General features: G+C 57.9%; 14 protein-coding genes and 1 pseudogene. 5 read left to right on the top strand and 10 right to left on the bottom strand.

What is annotated here, in order from left to right; genetic code table 11:
• Nucleotides 1-452 precede the first annotated feature (452 nt).
• A complete protein-coding gene (locus DSCA_RS26915) occupies nucleotides 453-1,220 on the bottom strand; it encodes an HD-GYP domain-containing protein (protein ID WP_167527972.1) in 768 nt (255 codons plus the stop codon).
• A gap of 802 nt (nucleotides 1,221-2,022) precedes the next feature.
• On the opposite strand from DSCA_RS26915, the gene DSCA_RS26920 reads away from it, so the two are divergent.
• The 4 genes and pseudogenes from DSCA_RS26920 to DSCA_RS32765 form a co-directional block, all read left to right on the top strand.
• A complete protein-coding gene (locus DSCA_RS26920; protein WP_155319382.1) occupies nucleotides 2,023-2,988 on the top strand; it encodes an ABC transporter substrate-binding protein in 966 nt (321 codons plus the stop codon).
• An 84-nt stretch (nucleotides 2,989-3,072) separates the two neighbouring features.
• Nucleotides 3,073-5,046 (top strand): methyl-accepting chemotaxis protein, encoded by a 1,974-nt coding sequence (locus DSCA_RS26925; RefSeq protein ID WP_155319383.1) that lies wholly within the window; start codon nucleotides 3,073-3,075, stop codon nucleotides 5,044-5,046.
• A gap of 203 nt (nucleotides 5,047-5,249) precedes the next feature.
• Nucleotides 5,250-6,914, top strand: a complete 1,665-nt coding sequence (locus tag DSCA_RS26930; protein ID WP_155315006.1) for an IS1634 family transposase — start codon at nucleotides 5,250-5,252, stop codon at nucleotides 6,912-6,914.
• 271 nt (nucleotides 6,915-7,185) lie between these two features.
• Nucleotides 7,186-7,908 (top strand): annotated as a pseudogene (locus DSCA_RS32765) (sulfite exporter TauE/SafE family protein); the annotation flags it as partial.
• Nucleotides 7,909-8,108: 200 nt separating this feature from the next.
• Here the strand turns inward: DSCA_RS32765 and DSCA_RS26940 are convergent.
• The 3 genes from DSCA_RS26940 to eno form a co-directional block, all read right to left on the bottom strand.
• Entirely contained in the window at nucleotides 8,109-9,764 is a 1,656-nt protein-coding gene (locus DSCA_RS26940; protein ID WP_155319385.1) for a CTP synthase, read from the bottom strand.
• Between the two features lie 181 nt (nucleotides 9,765-9,945).
• Entirely contained in the window at nucleotides 9,946-10,839 is an 894-nt protein-coding gene (locus DSCA_RS26945) for a hypothetical protein (RefSeq protein WP_155319386.1), read from the bottom strand.
• Complete coding sequence (gene eno, locus DSCA_RS26950; RefSeq protein WP_155319387.1) at nucleotides 10,829-12,106, bottom strand: phosphopyruvate hydratase; 1,278 nt, start codon at nucleotides 12,104-12,106, stop codon at nucleotides 10,829-10,831. The genes DSCA_RS26945 and eno overlap by 11 nt, the downstream gene beginning before the upstream one ends.
• A 300-nt stretch (nucleotides 12,107-12,406) precedes the next feature.
• Between eno and DSCA_RS26955 the strand changes: the two genes are divergently transcribed.
• A complete protein-coding gene (locus tag DSCA_RS26955) occupies nucleotides 12,407-12,814 on the top strand; it encodes a hypothetical protein (RefSeq protein WP_155319388.1) in 408 nt (135 codons plus the stop codon).
• Nucleotides 12,815-12,833: 19 nt separating this feature from the next.
• Here the strand turns inward: DSCA_RS26955 and DSCA_RS26960 are convergent, their stop codons facing one another.
• From DSCA_RS26960 to DSCA_RS26985, 6 genes are all read right to left on the bottom strand, one after another.
• Nucleotides 12,834-13,508, bottom strand: a complete 675-nt coding sequence (locus tag DSCA_RS26960) for an ABC transporter ATP-binding protein (protein WP_155319389.1) — start codon at nucleotides 13,506-13,508, stop codon at nucleotides 12,834-12,836.
• Between the two features lie 12 nt (nucleotides 13,509-13,520).
• Nucleotides 13,521-14,678, bottom strand: coding sequence for an ABC transporter permease (locus DSCA_RS26965; RefSeq protein WP_155319390.1), 1,158 nt, complete (start codon nucleotides 14,676-14,678; stop codon nucleotides 13,521-13,523).
• Nucleotides 14,679-14,681: 3 nt separating this feature from the next.
• The gene (locus DSCA_RS26970; protein ID WP_155319391.1) at nucleotides 14,682-15,245 is read right to left on the bottom strand and encodes a DUF2318 domain-containing protein; all 564 of its coding nucleotides are present in this window, start codon (nucleotides 15,243-15,245) and stop codon (nucleotides 14,682-14,684) included.
• A 264-nt stretch (nucleotides 15,246-15,509) separates the two neighbouring features.
• On the bottom strand, nucleotides 15,510-15,950 hold the full coding sequence (locus DSCA_RS26975) for a hypothetical protein (protein ID WP_155319392.1): 441 nt from the start codon (nucleotides 15,948-15,950) through the stop codon (nucleotides 15,510-15,512).
• A 75-nt stretch (nucleotides 15,951-16,025) separates the two neighbouring features.
• Complete coding sequence (locus DSCA_RS26980) at nucleotides 16,026-16,934, bottom strand: M48 family metalloprotease (protein WP_155319393.1); 909 nt, start codon at nucleotides 16,932-16,934, stop codon at nucleotides 16,026-16,028.
• A gap of 85 nt (nucleotides 16,935-17,019) precedes the next feature.
• Nucleotides 17,020-17,709, bottom strand: a complete 690-nt coding sequence (locus DSCA_RS26985; RefSeq protein ID WP_155319394.1) for a Crp/Fnr family transcriptional regulator — start codon at nucleotides 17,707-17,709, stop codon at nucleotides 17,020-17,022.
• Between the last annotated feature and the right edge of the window lie 112 nt (nucleotides 17,710-17,821).

Consider the following 17,821-nt stretch of genomic DNA (forward strand, 5'->3'; position numbering starts at 1 on the left):
ATGATCATGAGTGCTTTTGATGATTATCTTGTTGGTGTGATCGAATTAACCGACACTGATGCATTGAAACGTATGATTTCAATTGCGTGATTTTTGGGAAGAAAGGCGCAGGAAACTGATGCAGCAAGTTTTAACGAAAACCGAAGGCACTCCCAGGGTTATATTTGTGACCTGCACGGATCCTTGATTGGCAAGTAATCGGTGAGGCTCGCGTTAATAACAGCTAAATTCGTGTGTGTTTTTAACGACTGAACTGCGTGATGGAAATGGTCCTTTGGCATATTCGGGCCGGCATTAATTGGAAAAATACTGTTGTGTAATCGATTCCAGCTTCTGGTGCAGTGTTTCTTCAGAATTATTCGAAAACCGGTCATACAGGGATCTTGAAATGGTTGAAAAGGTGTCGAGGAGGATCGGATCAAAAAGCGTTCCGCGACCTTTTTCGATCGTTTTCATGGCTTCAGCAGGATTCGGTCACTGATGCCGATTTTGCCGACATCATGAAGGAATGCCCCTTTTATCAGTCCCCGGATCAGACTGCGGTCCAATCCGAGCGCCTCGGCCAGGGAAACCGAGCAGATGGTGACGCGGTAATTGTGAATGTCGGTATCGCTGTCCCGTTTGGCGATGGCACTTCCGAGAACCTGTAAAATTTCGATGTTTGATTTAAGCAGGTCCGCCGCCAGCTTGGACAACTGGCCGATGAGGGTCATGATGATGGGATAAAGCGTCAAGGTGATCAGGGCCACAATGCCGATGGCCTCGACGGCGGTTCTGACGATACGCCCCTTGACCTCATCGATCGCCGCGGATGACAATGCAAAGATGCCGTTGATGACGGCCACCTGCTCGTTTCTGCTGTTGGTGAGCGGATAGGCGAGCAGGATGTGCGGTTTTTTATCGATGCGGTGGAACGCGTACGCTTTTTTGTAGGACCCCGGCATCAGGTGGTCCCGTGTTTTCATAAACGTGTCGACGGCATCCGGATAGGTGCAGCTCGCATCCTTCTCCAGGAGTATTTTTTTCCCGTCGGCATCATAGATTCCCGCCGAAATCAAGGCGCCCAGCCCGAAGTTCAGTTTCCCCGCAATTAAAAGGACCTTCAGTTTGTTTCGAATTGCCGTTTCGGTGGTCAGCGGGGGATGATCCAGCAACTGCCGGATTTCATCATTGAAACCGACCACGATAACACTGGCGCGTGAGCTGGCCAGACGACCCAATCGATCAAATTCGTTCCCTCTGCAACCGCCGGGTTGAATGTGAAATGCCAGATTCGGCCAGTATGATACTATTTTCTGAAAAGTTCAAGGTCGGGTAGCATTCTCGAAAAATTGAAGCCATTGCCAACATGATGGATCGGCCCCGCGCCCGTTTCCTTCATCCCGCAGTGTAGAAACCGCCGGGACGCAATAACCCTCCCGTGCCCTCGCATGCAGGGTTTTGATCAGATGAGGGGGGTGGATTTTTACTTCCCTTCCCTGGCGCCTCAGGCCCGCGGATCCATTGGCCCCCATCCAGTGATTTTCTCCAAAACCATTTGCGGTTCAATGGGTTTGGCCAGCTGCCCCTGCCCGCCGCTCCGTTACATTGAATCCCTCCGCCCACGGCCCAGGGTCCATCTTTTTGGGCGACGACGGCCTGCTGAAGACAATGGCGGGGTGACCCGCACGACAAACGCTTATTGATAATCAGAATTATTTAAAAAACTACTTAAGTATTGTTTCCGCCCTGCCGAAAAAGGATGAAAATGTAGGAAGCAGTTAAGGGGCGATTGCGTGTGGCGTCCAATAATTTATGCTTTTATAACGATCGGTTAGGATTCATTTTGTTAAAAAAGTGGCGCAGGGTTTTTTTGGGGAAGATGCCTGAACGGTGCTTCGCATACCTATCCAAAGCACCACCCCTCAAGGCTGCACCGGCGATTTCTTCAGTCGCATGCCTGCGAACGTATTCACAGAAGATGAAAGGTTGTTCTGAACATCCCGTTTGGCAACCATTCAACCATCAGAAAGGAACGTTATTATGAAAAGATTATTATCATTGGGCATGAGTCTGGTCACCGCTGCCGTTATGGTCACATCGGCCAACGCGTCACCCTATGCGGGCAAGAAGGTGCTCTTTATCGATTCCTATCATTCCGGCTACGCGTGGAGCGATGGCATCACCACCGGGGTGCAGCGGACCCTGGCCGATACCGGTGTGGACCTGAAGGTCATCCACATGGACACCAAACGAAACACGGATGAAGCATTCAAAAAAGAGGCGGCCCTGAAGGCCAAGACGGTGATCGAGCAGTTCAAACCCGATGTGGTCATCGCCGCCGATGACAACGCTTCCCAATACCTGATTCAGCCATATTACGAGGACGCCAGCCTGCCCTTCGTTTTTTGCGGTGTCAACTGGGATGAGAAAGGGTATGGATTTCCCTATAACAATGTAACCGGCATGGTGGAAGTCACCCCGATCCCCCAGTTGTTAGAGCAGCTGCAGCCGTTGGCCAAGGGGGACAAAATCGGTTTTCTCGGTCCCGACATCCTGACCGCCAGAAAAGAGGCCCAAAACTACAAAAAAGTTTTCGGGATGACGCTGACCGAATACTATGCCAAGGATTTTGAAGACTGGAAAAAGGGGTTCGCCGAACTTCAGGCCAAGGTGGATATACTGGTGATCGACTCTGACGGAGGACTTTATAAAACGCAGGCAGACGAGATGAAACAGTTCGTGGAAGACAACACCAAAATCCCTTCCGGCGCGACTTATGATTTCATGGCCCCGTATGCGTTGATAACCTATGGCAAGGTTGCCGAAGAGCAGGGCGACTGGTCGGCTGGGGCGGCCCTGAAGATTTTGGCCGGTGATTCACCCAAGGATATTCCGGTCGCCAAAAACTCCCAGGGCAAGCTGATTGTCAACACCCGAATTGCCTCCAAAGCAGGCACGGATGTTCCCTTTGACATCCTTCAGTCGGCAGAAAAAGTTATCGAGTAATTCCTTGTATCTGCATCCCAATTGCCGGCGGAACGTTGTCGCTCCGCCGGCAATGGTCGCAACCCGCCAAAAGGAACCGGTAGGATGATAAAAAAAATATTCAGAATGAACCTGCGAAATAAATTCATGATCCCCACGGTGCTGCTGATCATGGTCGGTATGGGCCTTTCTTCCACCGTTTCTTATTTCAAGGCCCGGCAGGCGCTCACGGATACCCTGAGGAACCAGATCATGGGGATTGCGGGAACGACCGAAGCCGTTATCGACGCGTGGATAAAAGACCGTCGCCTGGATCTGATGAGCTGGAGCCAGCAGAAAATCTTCCAAAGCGCCGTGCAGGACTCCTTCATGGGAAAGGCGGCCCGCAAGTCCGCCAACCTTCAGCTGGAGAAACTCAAGGCGGCCTACGGATACTACGAAAATATCACCATCGCCGACCTGAAAGGAGAAATCGTCGCCGCCTCCGACAATGCGGTCATCGGCAAGTTCAACGTCTCCGACCGCGGCTATTTCAAGCAGGCCCTCCAGGGCCAGCCGGGGGTATCCCAGGTGATCAAGAGCCGTGACACGGGCAACCCCATTTTTGTGGCCGCCATGCCCCTGACCGTAAAAGAACAGGTGGTGGGCGCCATATGCGGTATCCTGGACCTGCAGGCCTTCGGCGCCAAATTTGTCGATCATATCAAAGTGGGTGAGATGGGATATGCTTTCGTGGTGGACGAGCAGGGACGGGTGATCGCCCACCCGGACAAAAGCCAGATCCTGGCGCTGAATCTGAACGAACTGGATTTCGGCAAAAAGATAATGGCCATGGACGAGGGGTTTTTGAACTACGCGTGGGAAGGTAATGAAAAATGGGCCGCGATTCAAAAAAACCCTGCCTTTGACTGGCGCGTTGGCGTCGTTGCCCTGAAATCCGAGATCCTTTCACCGGTCAGGGCGCTCGGTCAGTTCAACCTGCTGGTGGCTGCCGTCGTGGTCCTGGTGGCCGGGCTCATTGTCTTTTTACTCACGATTCCGGTGGTCCGGCCCATCAATGGTGTTGTAGGTGGCCTGCGGGATGCCGCCGAGGGTGAGGGCGACCTGACCAAACGGCTGGCGGTTAAAAGCCGAGACGAGGTGGGGCAGCTGGCCCACTGGTTCAACACCTTTATTTCCAAAACCCAGCAGCTCGTTTCCGAGGTGGCCCAGAATGCCGTCAGCATATCCTCCTCTTCCAGATCGTTTACCGATATCAGCGGCAAGATGTCGGAAGGGGCCGAGACGATGGCCGGTAAATCCACCACCGTTGCCGGTGCCGCCGAAGAACTGAGCAATAACATCAATTCCATCGCTGCGGCGATGGAACAGGCGGCCACGAACATGAACATGGTCGCGGCCGCCACTGAACAGATGACCAACACGGTGGGCGAAATCGCATCCAATTCCGAAAAAGCGCGCGCCATCACGACCGATGCGGTAACCCAGGCGCAAAGCGCATCGGGTCGGGTTGATGAACTGGGCAAGGCGGCCCAGGATATCAGCAAGGTGACGGAGACCATCACCGAGATTTCCGAGCAAACCAATCTGCTGGCCCTGAATGCCACCATCGAGGCCGCCAGAGCAGGGGAGGCCGGCAAGGGATTTGCCGTGGTGGCCAATGAAATAAAGGACCTGGCCAAACAAACGGCCGAGGCCACTGGAGAGATCAAGGGGCGTATCAATGGCATCCAGAGCTCTACAACGGCCACGGTGAACGAAATCAGCCAGATTTCAACGATCATCCAGAATGTGGCCGAGATCGTATCCACCATTGCCACTGCGGTTGAAGAGCAGTCCGTAACCACCCGGGAAATCGCCGGAAACGTCGGCCAGGCCTCCCAGGGGCTTCAGGAAGTCAACGTCAATGTGGCCAACAGCTCGACCGCATCCAGCGAGATCGCCAGGGATATCGCCATGGTGAACCAGTCGATCGGTGAAATGACCAATTCCAGTTCCCAGGTCAACATGAGTGCATCGGAGTTGAATTCGCTGGCTGAAAAGCTGTCCGCAATGGTTGCCCGTTTCAAAGTCGCATAGGCGATAAAACAGGCGGCGGGGGCCGCTGAACTTACATTCCGCACCCGTGAGAATCGATTTTAGGAAATTTTTTATCGTTCAAAAATAACCACATAGGCGATTTAACATATTGTATTTACTGTAAAATAAAAATACCTAGACATTTCAACTAGTTGCTGGTACGTTACCCCCAATCTTGACAACAACAGTTCAAAGGAGGGGACATGCCACCGCTTGACACTGAAAGTTTGACCATCACCGAGGTCAGGCATCTGCCGATCGTCAAGGCTTATGCACAAAAAATCGGTCTGGTGGAGACCATCGACCGGATGGTCGGTTCTCAAATGGAATTGAGCCCCGGCATGGCTGTATTCGGCATGGTGCTCGACACCCTTTCGGGACGGACACCGCTTTACCGTCTGACCGAATTTTTTGAAGAAAAGGATACGGAGCTTCTCCTGGGCACCGCTATCGAACCGGAACGCTTTTGCGATACCAACTTGGGCCGGTCCATGGATCAGATTTTCGAGACCGGTACCCAGAAGGTGTTTTCTCAGATCGCGCAGAATGCATTGACAGTTTTTGCCGTCGATCCGCGACGACTGCATTTCGATACGACCTCCGTGAGTGTATTCGGCGATTACCATCTGGTTGATCCACCGTTTGAGATCACCTATGGTTACAGCAAGGACAAACGACCGGACCTCAAACAGTTTCTGGTATCGATGCTGTGTGTCGACCGCAACATCCCCATTTTGGGGACCACGACGGACGGCAACGCTTCGGACAAGACCTTGAACAACGAACTGCTGACCAATATCTCCGCATACATGGCCAGACACGGGCTTGAACCGGGCGCGTACGTCTATGTGGCCGACTCTGCATTTGTCACCGAGGACAATCTGAAGAAAGCCGACAGGCGTCAGACCTGGTTTCTGACCCGCCTGCCGGCGACCTACAAAGAGTGCGGCCGGATCATTCGTGAAGCCGTGGCCGCCGATGACTGGATCGACATCGGCCGCCTGGCCGAAGAACGCGACCGCCCCAATCGCTCAGTTGCCCGCTATCGGGCCTATGACGGCACCGTCGAGCTTTACGGAAAAACCTACCGGGCGATCGTCGTGCATTCCAGCGCGCATGACAAGCGGCGTCATAAACGCATCGATCGCATGTTGAAACAGGACCGCAAGCAGCTTGAAAAAGACTGCAAAAAGCTCGCGGACACCGTGTACTATTGTCAGGCCGATGCGCAGGTCGCGTTAGACAAACTGATTCGTCAATCCGCGTCCAGCTACCACCGGCTTCAAGCTGGTGTTGAAAAAATCCCCAAATACGGTCGCGGCCGGCCTGCGGCCGGTAAGCCCCGAAAGGTTTTGCGCTACGAATATCGCGTAACGGCGACGGTTGTGGAAGCCCCGCAAAAAGTGCAACCGCTCAGGGAAGAAGCCGGTTGCTTTGTCCTGTTGACGAATCTTTTGGACCAACAAGGCGACTGGTCCGCCCCGGAACTGCTCTCCCTTTACAAGAGCCAGATCGGCATCGAGAAGAACTTCAGCTTCCTGAAGGACCCGGCCATCGTAAACAGCATTTTTCTGAAAAAGGCCCAGCGGATCGAAGTGTTGGGCCTGGTATTGCTGATCTCCCTTTTGATCTGGCGTTTGATGGAGCGTTCCATGCGCCAGTATGTCGAGACCAATGACTGTGAGTTGCCCGGTTGGGTGCGACGCAAAACCAGAAAGCCGACCAGCTTTATGATGACGACCAAGTTCTCTTCAATCATGGTCGTTTCCATCGGGAACCACAGACAGTTGGCAAAACCATTGAAAGCTGTTCAGCTTGAGTATTTGAAAGCGCTTGGCGTCACAACTGACACATTCACAGCCCCATAAAGCGATGAAAAATAGTCGAATCGTTGCTGCTTGGGGTGCGGAATGTACGGCTGAACGCCCCTTATCGCCTTGACGGCAACTTGCGTCCATGTTCATACAGTGGCGGATATACCCGGGTGGGACGACGTGAGCCCCACCCGGGTATTCTCCGCCACTTGATCTTTTGGGGGCAGAGCCAAAAGCGTTCAACAGGGTTGCCGATCCATGATATGGTCCCCTTTCCGGCTGAATGGTCCGGATCTGTGTTGACCTTCCATATGGACAATCGCCAATGGCCACGATAGACACCGCTTTGCTCATCACCGGGTTCACCCATGCCGGCATCGTCGCGTTCGCCGCCCTGGTTCACGGCACCATCGGCATCGGTTTCCCCATGGTCGCCACGCCGCTTCTGGCCCTGATCTCCGACGTTCGAACGGCAATTCTGCTTCTGGTGCTCCCGACCGTGGTGATCAACGTGGCCAATATCTTCAAGGGCGGCCGGTGGGGGCGCAGTATCGCGATCTACTGGCCACTGGCCGTCTACGGCATGGTCGGGAGTTTCATCGGTACCCGGCTGCTGCTTGCCGTCCCCGCGGAGTCTTTCCGCCCCGTTCTGGCGGCCATGCTGGTGCTCTATCTCAATGCCGAACGGATCGGGGTCGGTTTTGCCTGGGTCAACCGCTTTCCCCGCGTCGCCTTTGCCGTCTTCGGCCTGGCGGCAGGAATCCTTGCCGGTACGGTGAACGTGATGCTGCCGGCGCTGATCGTCTATGCCCTGGAGGTGCGGATGCCAAAAACCGTCATGATCCAGGTGTTCAATTTCTGTTTTCTGTTCGGCAAACTGACCCAGGGGGCGGTTCTGGCCCAGGCCGGCCTGATCAGCGCCGATCTCCTGACGGCGTCGGTCTTGCTGGCGGGTCTGGGGTTGATGGCCCTTCTTCTGGGGATGCGGGTTCGCGAGCGGATCCCCACCGGGACCTACCGGCGCTGGCTGCGCCGGTTGCTGGTGGTGCTGGCCGTTTTGCTGACGGTGCAATTTGTGTACGACGCGCTAAAAACCGCTGACCCCAATCCCGGCTTCAATCAGATGGTCCCGGAGACGGGCGGCTTCCTGTTTTTTGGTGATGTCGAGGCCCTCACCAATCAAACGGCGCGAATGGCGTCATTCGCGCCGCTGTTCGTGGCTGGTGCATCGAAGATGGACGGGGTCGATCAGTTCTCGATCTTCCGGTCGCCCGAGTATTCCAGGGCCGCGGCAATGAAGCTGCGGAACAGGGGATGGGGGGTCATGGGCCGGGATTTGAACTCCGGGTGGAACTGGCACCCCAGGTACCAGGGGTGATCCGCAAGTTCCACGATTTCAACGAGTTCACCTGACGGGGCCATTCCGGAAATCTGGAGGCCGGCATTTTTCAGGGGCTCCAGGTAGGCATTGTTGAATTCGAAACGGTGGCGATGACGCTCGGAAATGGACCCCTTCCCGTAGGCCCGGTGGGCAACGGTGTCCGCTTCCAGCTTGCAGGGGTAGGCCCCCAGGCGCATGGTGCCGCCCTTGTCCGAATGGACGTCACGCTGCTGGACGGTTCCCGATTTATCATCGAACCACTCCTCCATGAGGTAGATTACCGGGTGCGGCGTGCTCAGGTCGAATTCGGTGCTGTTGGCCCGGTCCAGTCCGGCCACGTGGCGGGCGAATTCAATGACGGCGATCTGCATTCCCAGGCAGATGCCGAAATAGGGGATCTTGTTTTCCCGGGCATAGCGGGCTGCGCAGATCTTGCCTTCCACCCCCCGTGAGCCGAAGCCGCCGGGTACCAGTATCCCGTCAACCCCCTCCAGGCTCAGGCTGCAGGAATCGGCATCGATGGTTTCCGAGTCCACGAATTTCAGGTTGACCCGGGCCCGGTTGGGAATGCCGCCGTGGATCAGGGCTTCGTTGAGGCTTTTGTAGGATTCGGTGAGGTCCACATACTTGCCGACGATGGCGATGGTGACCTCATGGGCGGGTTCGTTCATCCGCCGGCACAGGGACTCCCAGTCCTCCAGGCGGGGGGAGCGGGTCCAGATGTTGAGCAGTTCGACGATTTTGTTGTCCAGCCCCTCCTGATGGAAGAACAGGGGACACTCATAGATGCAGCCGACATCCTTGGCCGTGATCACTGCATCCGCACCCACATTGCAGAACATGGCGATCTTGGCCTTGATATCGGCGGCGAGCATTCGGTCGGTGCGGCACAGGAGGATGTCCGGCTGGATGCCGATGCTGCGCAGCTCTTTGACGCTGTGCTGGGTGGGCTTGGTCTTCACTTCACCGGCCGTGCCGATGTATGGGACCAGGGTCAGGTGGATGTAGATGACGTTGTCCTTGCCCGCATCGTTCTTGAACTGGCGGATGGCTTCCAGGAAAGGGAGGCTTTCGATGTCGCCGATGGTGCCGCCGATTTCAACGATGACCACATCCACATCATTGGATGCCTTGCGGATGCTTTCTTTGATTTCGTCGGTGATGTGGGGGATGACCTGCACCGTGCCGCCCAGGTACTTTCCCTGGCGTTCTTTGGTGATGACACTGTGATAGATCTTTCCCGTGGTGAAGTTGTTGTCCTTGCCCAGCTTGGCATGGGTGAAGCGCTCGTAGTGGCCAAGGTCCAGATCGGTTTCGGTGCCGTCGTCGGTGACGAAGACCTCTCCGTGCTGAAAAGGGTTCATGGTCCCCGGATCCACGTTGATGTACGGGTCCAGCTTCTGGATGGTGACCGTCAGGCCGCGGCTCTCCAGCAGGGCGCCGATGGACGCCGATGCCAGCCCCTTGCCCAGGGATGAAAGCACGCCCCCGGTAACAAAAATGTACTTGGTGTCATACCCCATAAAAAACCTCAGCCGTTCTTTTTATTACCCGGACAGGCCGGAATTGATGGATTGCGAATAGAGAGACGTGGGCATTCAGGACCATTCACACGATAGAAAACAGACGGCATGGAATCTCAAATTGCCCTTATTATTTGAATTGCGACTGCCTGTACCATATTTGGCCGGTTTGGAAAACCGGCTATTCAAATTTTTTCTGAAAGTCCTCCACCGCCTGCTGCACCGCCTCCACGGCTTCCTGCTTTTGACCCTGGGGGGTGTCGGCGCTATTCGCGGCTACCGATGCCTTCAGCGCTTCCAGGTCCATCAACGCCGAAGGGAGAGATGGGTTGACGCGAAGATCCGCCACCCGGATCTCCCGGGCCAGGCGGCCGTTGACGGTAAAACGCACCTGGAAGGGGAACCATCCGCTCTGCACCTTCTGCCAGTTATCGTAAAAAATTTCCAGACTCGGGCCGGCGGCCTCCGCGTCCCCTTCCACCAGCAGCAGGCGAACCGGCAGAAAGGTCTCCTTGTCGATGGCCAGTTGGGAAACCGATTCATCGGGATAGCGGGCGCCGAGGACAAACACCACCCTTTCATCCAGCCGCCCCAGGCTGGATATGGCGGTCTCGACGCCCAGCTGATTCAGGGTGCGTATCAGGCGTGGCCGACTGCGGCTTCTCAGCAGGCGCTGGTAGAGATCGAACCGGTTTTCGCCAACGGCTGTCCGGCCGTCGATGACGGTCAGCGAACTGTCGGCGAACACCAGGTGCGTCCGCTGGATCCGTTCGGAGGCGATGTCTGACCGGAACCGTTCCGGCATCACGTAGATGGCCGTTTCATCAAAAACGGTCGGGGCTTCCTCCGGCGTCCGGGGATAGACGAGCAGTTTCTGGTTCACCCGGAGGGCGGCGATCCTGCCCATGGCCTTTGCGCTGAGATCGAGAACATGCGGACCTTCGAGAACATAGGCGCCGACCCGTTCGGGCAGTGCCGCGCAAAGGAGCATCATCGACATGGCGGCAACGGAGAAGACCGCCCGTAACGGCGCCAGGGATCTTGTTCTTGTCGGCACGCGGGGATCAGTCGCCAATGAAAATCTCCTTGGCGAACTGCGCGCCCCGGCCCAGCGCCTCTTCGATGCGAATCAGCTGGTTGTACTTGGCGATGCGGTCGGACCGTGACAGGGAACCGGTTTTAATCTGGCCGCTGTTGACCGCCACGGCCAGGTCGGCGATAAATGCGTCTTCGGTTTCACCGCTGCGGTGGGAGATCACGGTGGTGTAACCGGCCTGCTTGGCCATTTCGATGGCGTCCAGGGTTTCGGTCACCGTGCCGATCTGGTTCAGCTTGATCAGGATGGAATTGGCGATGCCGTCTTCGATGCCCTTGGCAAAGATGGCGGGGTTGGTCACGAACACGTCGTCGCCCACGATCTGAATGTATTCGTCCAGTCGGTCGGTGAGAACAACCCAGTTTTCCCAGTCCTGCTCGGCCAGCCCGTCCTCAATGGACAAGATGGGGTATTTTTCCACCAGGCTTTCAAAATAGTCGACCAGTTCGACGGCCGTCAGCGATTTGTTCTCCCCTTTGAGAACATATTTTTTCTTGGCGTACAATTCGCTGGCCGCCACATCCAGGGCCAGGCCCACATCCTTTCCGGGGGTGTAACCGGCGGCGTTGATGGCTTCCATGATAAAGGCCAGGGCCTCCTCATTGGATTTAAGGTCCGGCGCGAAACCGCCCTCGTCTCCCACGGCCGTGCTCAGCCCCTTGGACTTGAGTATTTTTTTCAGGGCGTGGAAGGTCTCGGCGCCCATCTGGATGGCCTGGGCCATCGTTGCTGCGCCGAAGGGGACGATCATGAATTCCTGGATGTCCAGGTTGTTGGCGGCGTGGGCCCCGCCATTGATCACGTTCATCATGGGCACCGGCAGGATTCTGGCGTTAACGCCTCCCAGGTAGCGGAACAGGGGAAGGCCGAAGGCGTTGGCTGCCGCCCGGGCCGCCGCCATGGAGGCGCCCAGGATGGCGTTGGCGCCCAGTTTGGATTTGTTGGCCGTGCCGTCCAGGGCCAGCATGCAGGCGTCCAGGGTCAACTGGTCGGCGGCGTCCATTCCACGGATTTCGTCGGCGATGGTCGTGTTGACATTTTTTACGGCAGTGACCACCCCCTTGCCGCCGTAGCGTTTGGCACGGGTGTTGCGCAGCTCCAGGGCTTCCCGTTTGCCCGTGGACGCACCGGAGGGTACCGCCGCCCGGCCGGTTGCGCCGCAGGCCAGCATCATCTCCACCTCCACGGTGGGGTTTCCCCTGGAGTCCAGGATTTCTCTCGCCGTTACATCAATAATTTCCGTCATGTTCTCAATCCCCCGATTGTCTGTTTGGCGTGGCCGACAACGACGACGCGAATGAAGCGCAATAGGTTTTAAAATTCCTTTTATGATAATGGGTTACATCGGATCTGCGATGCGGCGACCTGGAGGGGTTGCCGCTTGACAATTCAACGGCAAATGTTACTCTCCTTGCCGGGGGATGTCAAGAAACCCGCAGCGGACCTGCCGGCAGCGAGTCGTGCCTCCGATGCGGATGGTGGCGTCGTCTCGGGACGTTAATTTTTGTCGGGCCCCCTAATCCCAACCACACAGGAACGGACCATCATGAAACCGAACGATTTGTATACCACCGCCCATCTGTTTGTGGCCGCCGTCCGCGTGCTGGACTATCGGGACGGCGCACCGCCGGCCCTGGAGGCCGTCTGCGGGCTGCTGGACTTCTCGGACGAAAAGGGCAGCTACCTGCTCAACCGGTTCAGGGAACAGGGCATTGTCGACACGGTGAAAAGCGGGTTCAATGACCGGATTGTCATCGCCGATCACCTGGCCATCGAGGACCTGCCCCGGGACGTCGAAGAGAGCCGGCTGGAACTGGAGTTGAAAAAGTTCAAAAAAGGCAAGGATACCATGAAAGAGAAGGTGGCCTCCATCAAGGCCCAGCAGGACCAGAAAAAACAGGACCTGTTCGCCGAAATCGAAAAGAAATTGAAACAGAAGATGGAAAAGAAGTAAGTGCACCGATACCGCATTGTTATCTCTCTTCCGGCATCCGGCCGTCGGACACGGTGAGGACCCGGTGCACATGGGCGGCGCAGCGGTGGCTGTGGGTGACCATGACGATGGTCATGCCTTCGCCGTTGAGGTCAGCGAACAGGTCCATCACCGCATCCGTGGTGCGGGTGTCCAGATTCCCCGTGGGCTCGTCGGCCAGCAGCACCGGCGGCGCGTTGACGATGGCCCGGGCGATGGCACAGCGCTCCTTTTCGCCGCCCGAGGCTTCTCCGGGAAGCCTTGCCTCCTTGCCCCCCAGTCCCACCCGTTCCAGCGCGGCCAGGGCCCGGTGCCGTTTTTCCGATGCCGCCATGCGCACGGCGGCCAGGGGCAGCATGACGTTTTCCAGCAGGGTCAGGTAGGGGATCAGGTAAAAGCTCTGGAAGACAAACCCGAGGAATTCTCTTCTGAAATCGGCCCGCTGCTCCGACCTCAGATCGTAGACGTCGATGTCGTCCACCTTCAACGTGCCCGTGCTGGGGGTGTTCATGGCTCCCAGGATGGAGAGCAGGGTGGACTTGCCGGCACCCGACTCCCCCATGATTCCGACGAACTCGCCGCTGTTGATGGTAAAACTCACATCGGACAGGGCATGTACCGTTCCGGCGCCCCGGCCGTAAGATTTGCCCAGTTGACGGGCAGTGATGCTGCTCATGGTGGGTTCCTCCTACAGGGACCGCAAGGCGGTGTTGGGATCCAGGCGTGCGGCCATGACCGCCGGATAGACGCTGGCCGAAAGGCCCACGACCATGGCCAGCAGCACGGCGGCGCCGCACAGGGCCGGGTCCAGCGCAATCGATGCGTGGTCCAGGCCCGAAAACAAGCGGACGCCGGCATAGGTGGCAGCGGTGCCTGCCAGGTAGCCGATCAGGCCGGCCGGGCCGGACAGGATGGCCGCTTCGGAAAAGATGATGCCCATGACATGGCTTCTGCGAAAGCCCATGGCCCGGAAGATGCCGATCTCCTCCCTGCGCTCACGGACGCTGCTCATCATTGTGGTGAGCACCACCAGGCTGCCCACCAGGATCACGACGATGGACATGCCCAGGGAAAAGGTGCTGAAGCGGTGCAGGGTGGCCATGCGCCCCTTGACCACCTGCTGGATGGCCATGACCTTGGCATCGGGCAGGGCGCCGGCGATCTGGCTGACCATCTCGTCGATGGGGCAGGCGTTGCACAGGGCCGCCACTTCGACCATGGATATCTGACCCTGCCTGCCCAGTATGTCCTGGGCCGTGGTCAGTTCGGCAAACAGCAGGCTGTCGTCCTGGGAACCGGTGGCCTCGAGGATGCCGACCACGGGCATCCGTCGGCCGTTGACGGTGACCTCGCTGCCGATGGCCAGATTCAGTATGCGGGCGGTTTCCGCGCCGGCCAGCAGGCCGTCGGCGCCGGGCGGGCCGCCGTTGAGACGCCACCAGGGTTTGAGAATCCGGACACTTTCGAGGTCGATGCCCGCCAGCAGTACCCGCCGGCCGTTGGCCTCGACCACGCCCAGCAGGGTCGGGCCGGTAGCGGCGATATTGGCCGCGTTTTTGATCGTCCTCAGCCGCAGCAGGTCCTCCTGCCGGATCGGTTCCACGTCGAATGAGACGCCGCCCAGGTTGAGGCCGCCGTAGCTCAACTGCAGGTCCTCGGTTTTGGGCAGGACCAGGATGTTGGCGCCGTATCGCTCCATCTTGTGGCTGATTTCGGCGGTCATGGTGCGCACAAATCCGATCACCGCCACCATGGCGGCCACGCCCACCACCAGGCCGGTCATGATAAAGCCGGCCTTGGCCTTGCGGCGCATCAGGTTTTTAAGAGATATATCAGTCAGATTCATCGCTTATGCCTTCGGGGAAAAGTTGAAATAGGACCGGCCTTTCTTGAGATCCGCCACCCGGATGACCACCCGGTCATTCTCGATGGTTCGCGCCAGCGGTGCCGGATTGCAGCCTCCCTGGACCTCGTTGACCTTCACCGATTCGAAGTGCCGGCCGCAATTGCGACAGACCATGTCGCCGCCTTCCTGGTAATACCCCTTGCCGGCCTGCCAGCAGACATCGCAGGCATCGAAGGCTGCACGGATGACGCCGTCGGTGCTTTTGAGGATGAAATAGCTGATGGTGATATTGCCGTCGGCGTATTGGAAATGACGGGCCTTGCCGTCGGCAAACATGCTGGCCGCGTAGGTGATGCGGCCGTCATCGGCCGTTGGCGTGTTGCCGGCTGCCGGTGTCCCCGGCGTGTTGGCGCCCGGAAAGAGGAACAGGCCCAGCCCGGCAGCTGCGGCGATGACGACGACGGCGGCGATGACGATGGGGGTCGGATTTTTTTTGCCGGCATTCATGACGATGGCTTTCTTGGTTTCGCGGGTGCTGTGGGTCGACGATTTTCTCTTGGCGGTCATGGCGGTTATCCTCAATGATCGATAATGATTGATTTTATGGAGTTGTATTGACAGGCCACGTCGGCAGCGCGCCGCCTGAAGGCTGAAATCAGCCGGATCCAATGCCGGATCATCCGGCTGGCGATCATAGCGGCGTGGACGCGGACGGCTTGCGGTTCATTTGATGGGAACCGGTGCCGGCGACGGGATTGAAGACCGGGGCGCAACGCGTGGTGCGGGTGTTCAGCGGCCCCCCTTCAACCGGTCAGGCGAAAAGACATGACGTCAACAGATGAAACGGCAGGTTTTCAGATAAAGCGCCGGGGGGTTGAACCCGGGATCGGTATCGATCCGAAAATGGTGCGCTTTGAATGCTCGGGTGTCCCCTGCCGGATGAGCGGTATCCGGCAGCAGGGTGGTCGGGTTGACGGGAAATTTCTGTGGGGTCTGGATGAATGCGGCAACCGGGGCCGGCAGGCTGCCGGCGGACATGTGGCATGGGGATGACCCCGACGGACCGCAGCAACCGGCTTTCATGCCGGTAGCGCTTCCGGCGGTCGCGGCCGACATATGGGCCGAAGCCCTGCAGCAACAGCACTGGCTGTCGCATTCTGCGAAGGTGTCAACGGCGGCCAGGAGGGGACTTGCCGACAGCGCCGCCGTTAACACCAGGCAGAAGACGACGGCCAGTGTTGAAGGCCGTTCAGAGGATCGGAAGCATCTCATGCCGGCCACCCTAAAATAGATACCACAATGTGTCAACCCAAAAACGCATGGCCGTGTCCCGGGTCACCAGCCCCGCTACCGAAAGCCGGGGTGAACGGTCATCCGGTCCTGTACCGGTCCCGACGGGGGCGTCTCCGGTTCAGGGATTCGTGCGAGCCGGCCCGCCTGCCCATCGATGATCAGATGCTCCAGAAGCGCGAGCCTTCGATCCGGCGTCAGGCCGCGGTGCAGCCGTTCGAAAAGCAGGGCCTGAGGATGTTCTTCAAGGGTCCGCCAGTAAAATTCGATCAGTGCCTCCGGGCGGCAATCCGATCGTTTCAGCATCATCAGGGCGATGGACGCGGCCCGTCGTTCCTCCGTCTGGCTGTAATGCCGCTCCCCGGGCCCCAGGTCCCGTGCCTCGATGTAGGCCAGTTTCATCCAATCCACCGCGCCAAGGTTCACGGCCCCCTGGCTGGCAATCATCAGTGCCGTCGATCCTGCCAGTGAACCGAGTTGAAACAGCAGGCTGGAAATCATGTTGAAACGGACCGGGTCGGTGTGGCGTGCCAGGTCATGGGCGATTTCGCAGGCCAGCAGCCCCGCCAGTTCATCTTCGTTTCGTACGGCGTCGTAGAGCCCGGACCAGACAAAAATACGGTTGCCCGGGACGGCCCGGACATCGACGATCTCCGGGGCGTCCAGCAGATGCACCTGCCAGTGGGCATATCCGGCGCCCGCCGCGCGGGAAAGATGGTCGACGATGCGCGCCAGCTGGGTGATGCGCCCCGTGTCCCCGGAAAGGGTGTACGTTTTGTCGAAATCGGCATAGAGCCAATTCCCCAGCCGGGTCTCCCCGGAAGCAAGCGGCAGGTCTTCCGGTATGTCGCCATGGGAGAGATTCATGGGCTTGACCGTACAGGCGGACAGGATCATCCATACCGCCAGCAGGGATGCCACCCTGAGCCGGTTGACTCGCCGCTGTCCGAATGCGCTTCTGCTCACAGGCAACACCTCCCTGGTTCCCAAGCCCTCCAGCTCTGGACCTTTCAGGGGTGAACCGAAATCTTCGGCGCCGTCGGCCGGTTTTCTACTCGGCCAGCTTGCCGGCAGCCGACAGATCTTTCAGCCCGGGGATGTCCATCAGGTGGATCTCTTTGCCTTCGACCCGGATCAGGCGCTGGGCCGACATCTTGGCGAAAATCCGGGACAGGGTTTCCGGTATGGTGCCCAGCAGGCTGGCCAGCTGCCCTTTGGAGATGGTCAGCCTGACCCGGTCCGACTGCTCCTGTTCCTCAGCCAGAACGGTCAGGTAGGATGCCAGACGGGAGGGGACCTCCTTCAAACTCAGGTTTTCAATCTGCACGGTGAACTGCCTCAGCCGCATGGACAGTTCGGCGAGCATGTTCATGGACAGGGACGGGTGCGCGGCGATCAGGTGGACAAACGCCGTCCTGGGCAGATAGAGAACATGGCTTTTGACCAGGGCCTGGGCGTTGGCCGGAAACCGGGAGCCGGAAAAGACCGGCACTTCGCCGAAGGGGTTGCCGGGCCCATAGATGTGCAGGATCTGCTCTTTGCCCTCCATGGAGGTTTTGAAAATCTTGACCTGCCCGTCGGCGACGATGTAGAATCCGTCCGCCTCGTCGCCCTCCATGAAGATGGCCTCGCCCCGCTTATACCGGCGGTCAACGGTGATGACGCTGATTTCGTCGAGCTGCTGTTCCGACAGCCCCTTGAAAAGCGGGGTGTCCGCCAGGGTCCGGCTTATTTTTTTCATTTGGTATTATCCCTCGAGCAGCCGGCCGGCCGCCAGACCTTTTTGGGTTTCCGGGGTTGCATGCTTATTATCTGCCATTAACATTATGGTCGAAACGCATCTGGCGATGAAA

The sequence above is a fragment of the Desulfosarcina alkanivorans genome (genome assembly GCF_009688945.1).
Taxonomy (GTDB): Bacteria; Desulfobacterota; Desulfobacteria; order Desulfobacterales; family Desulfosarcinaceae; genus Desulfosarcina; species Desulfosarcina alkanivorans.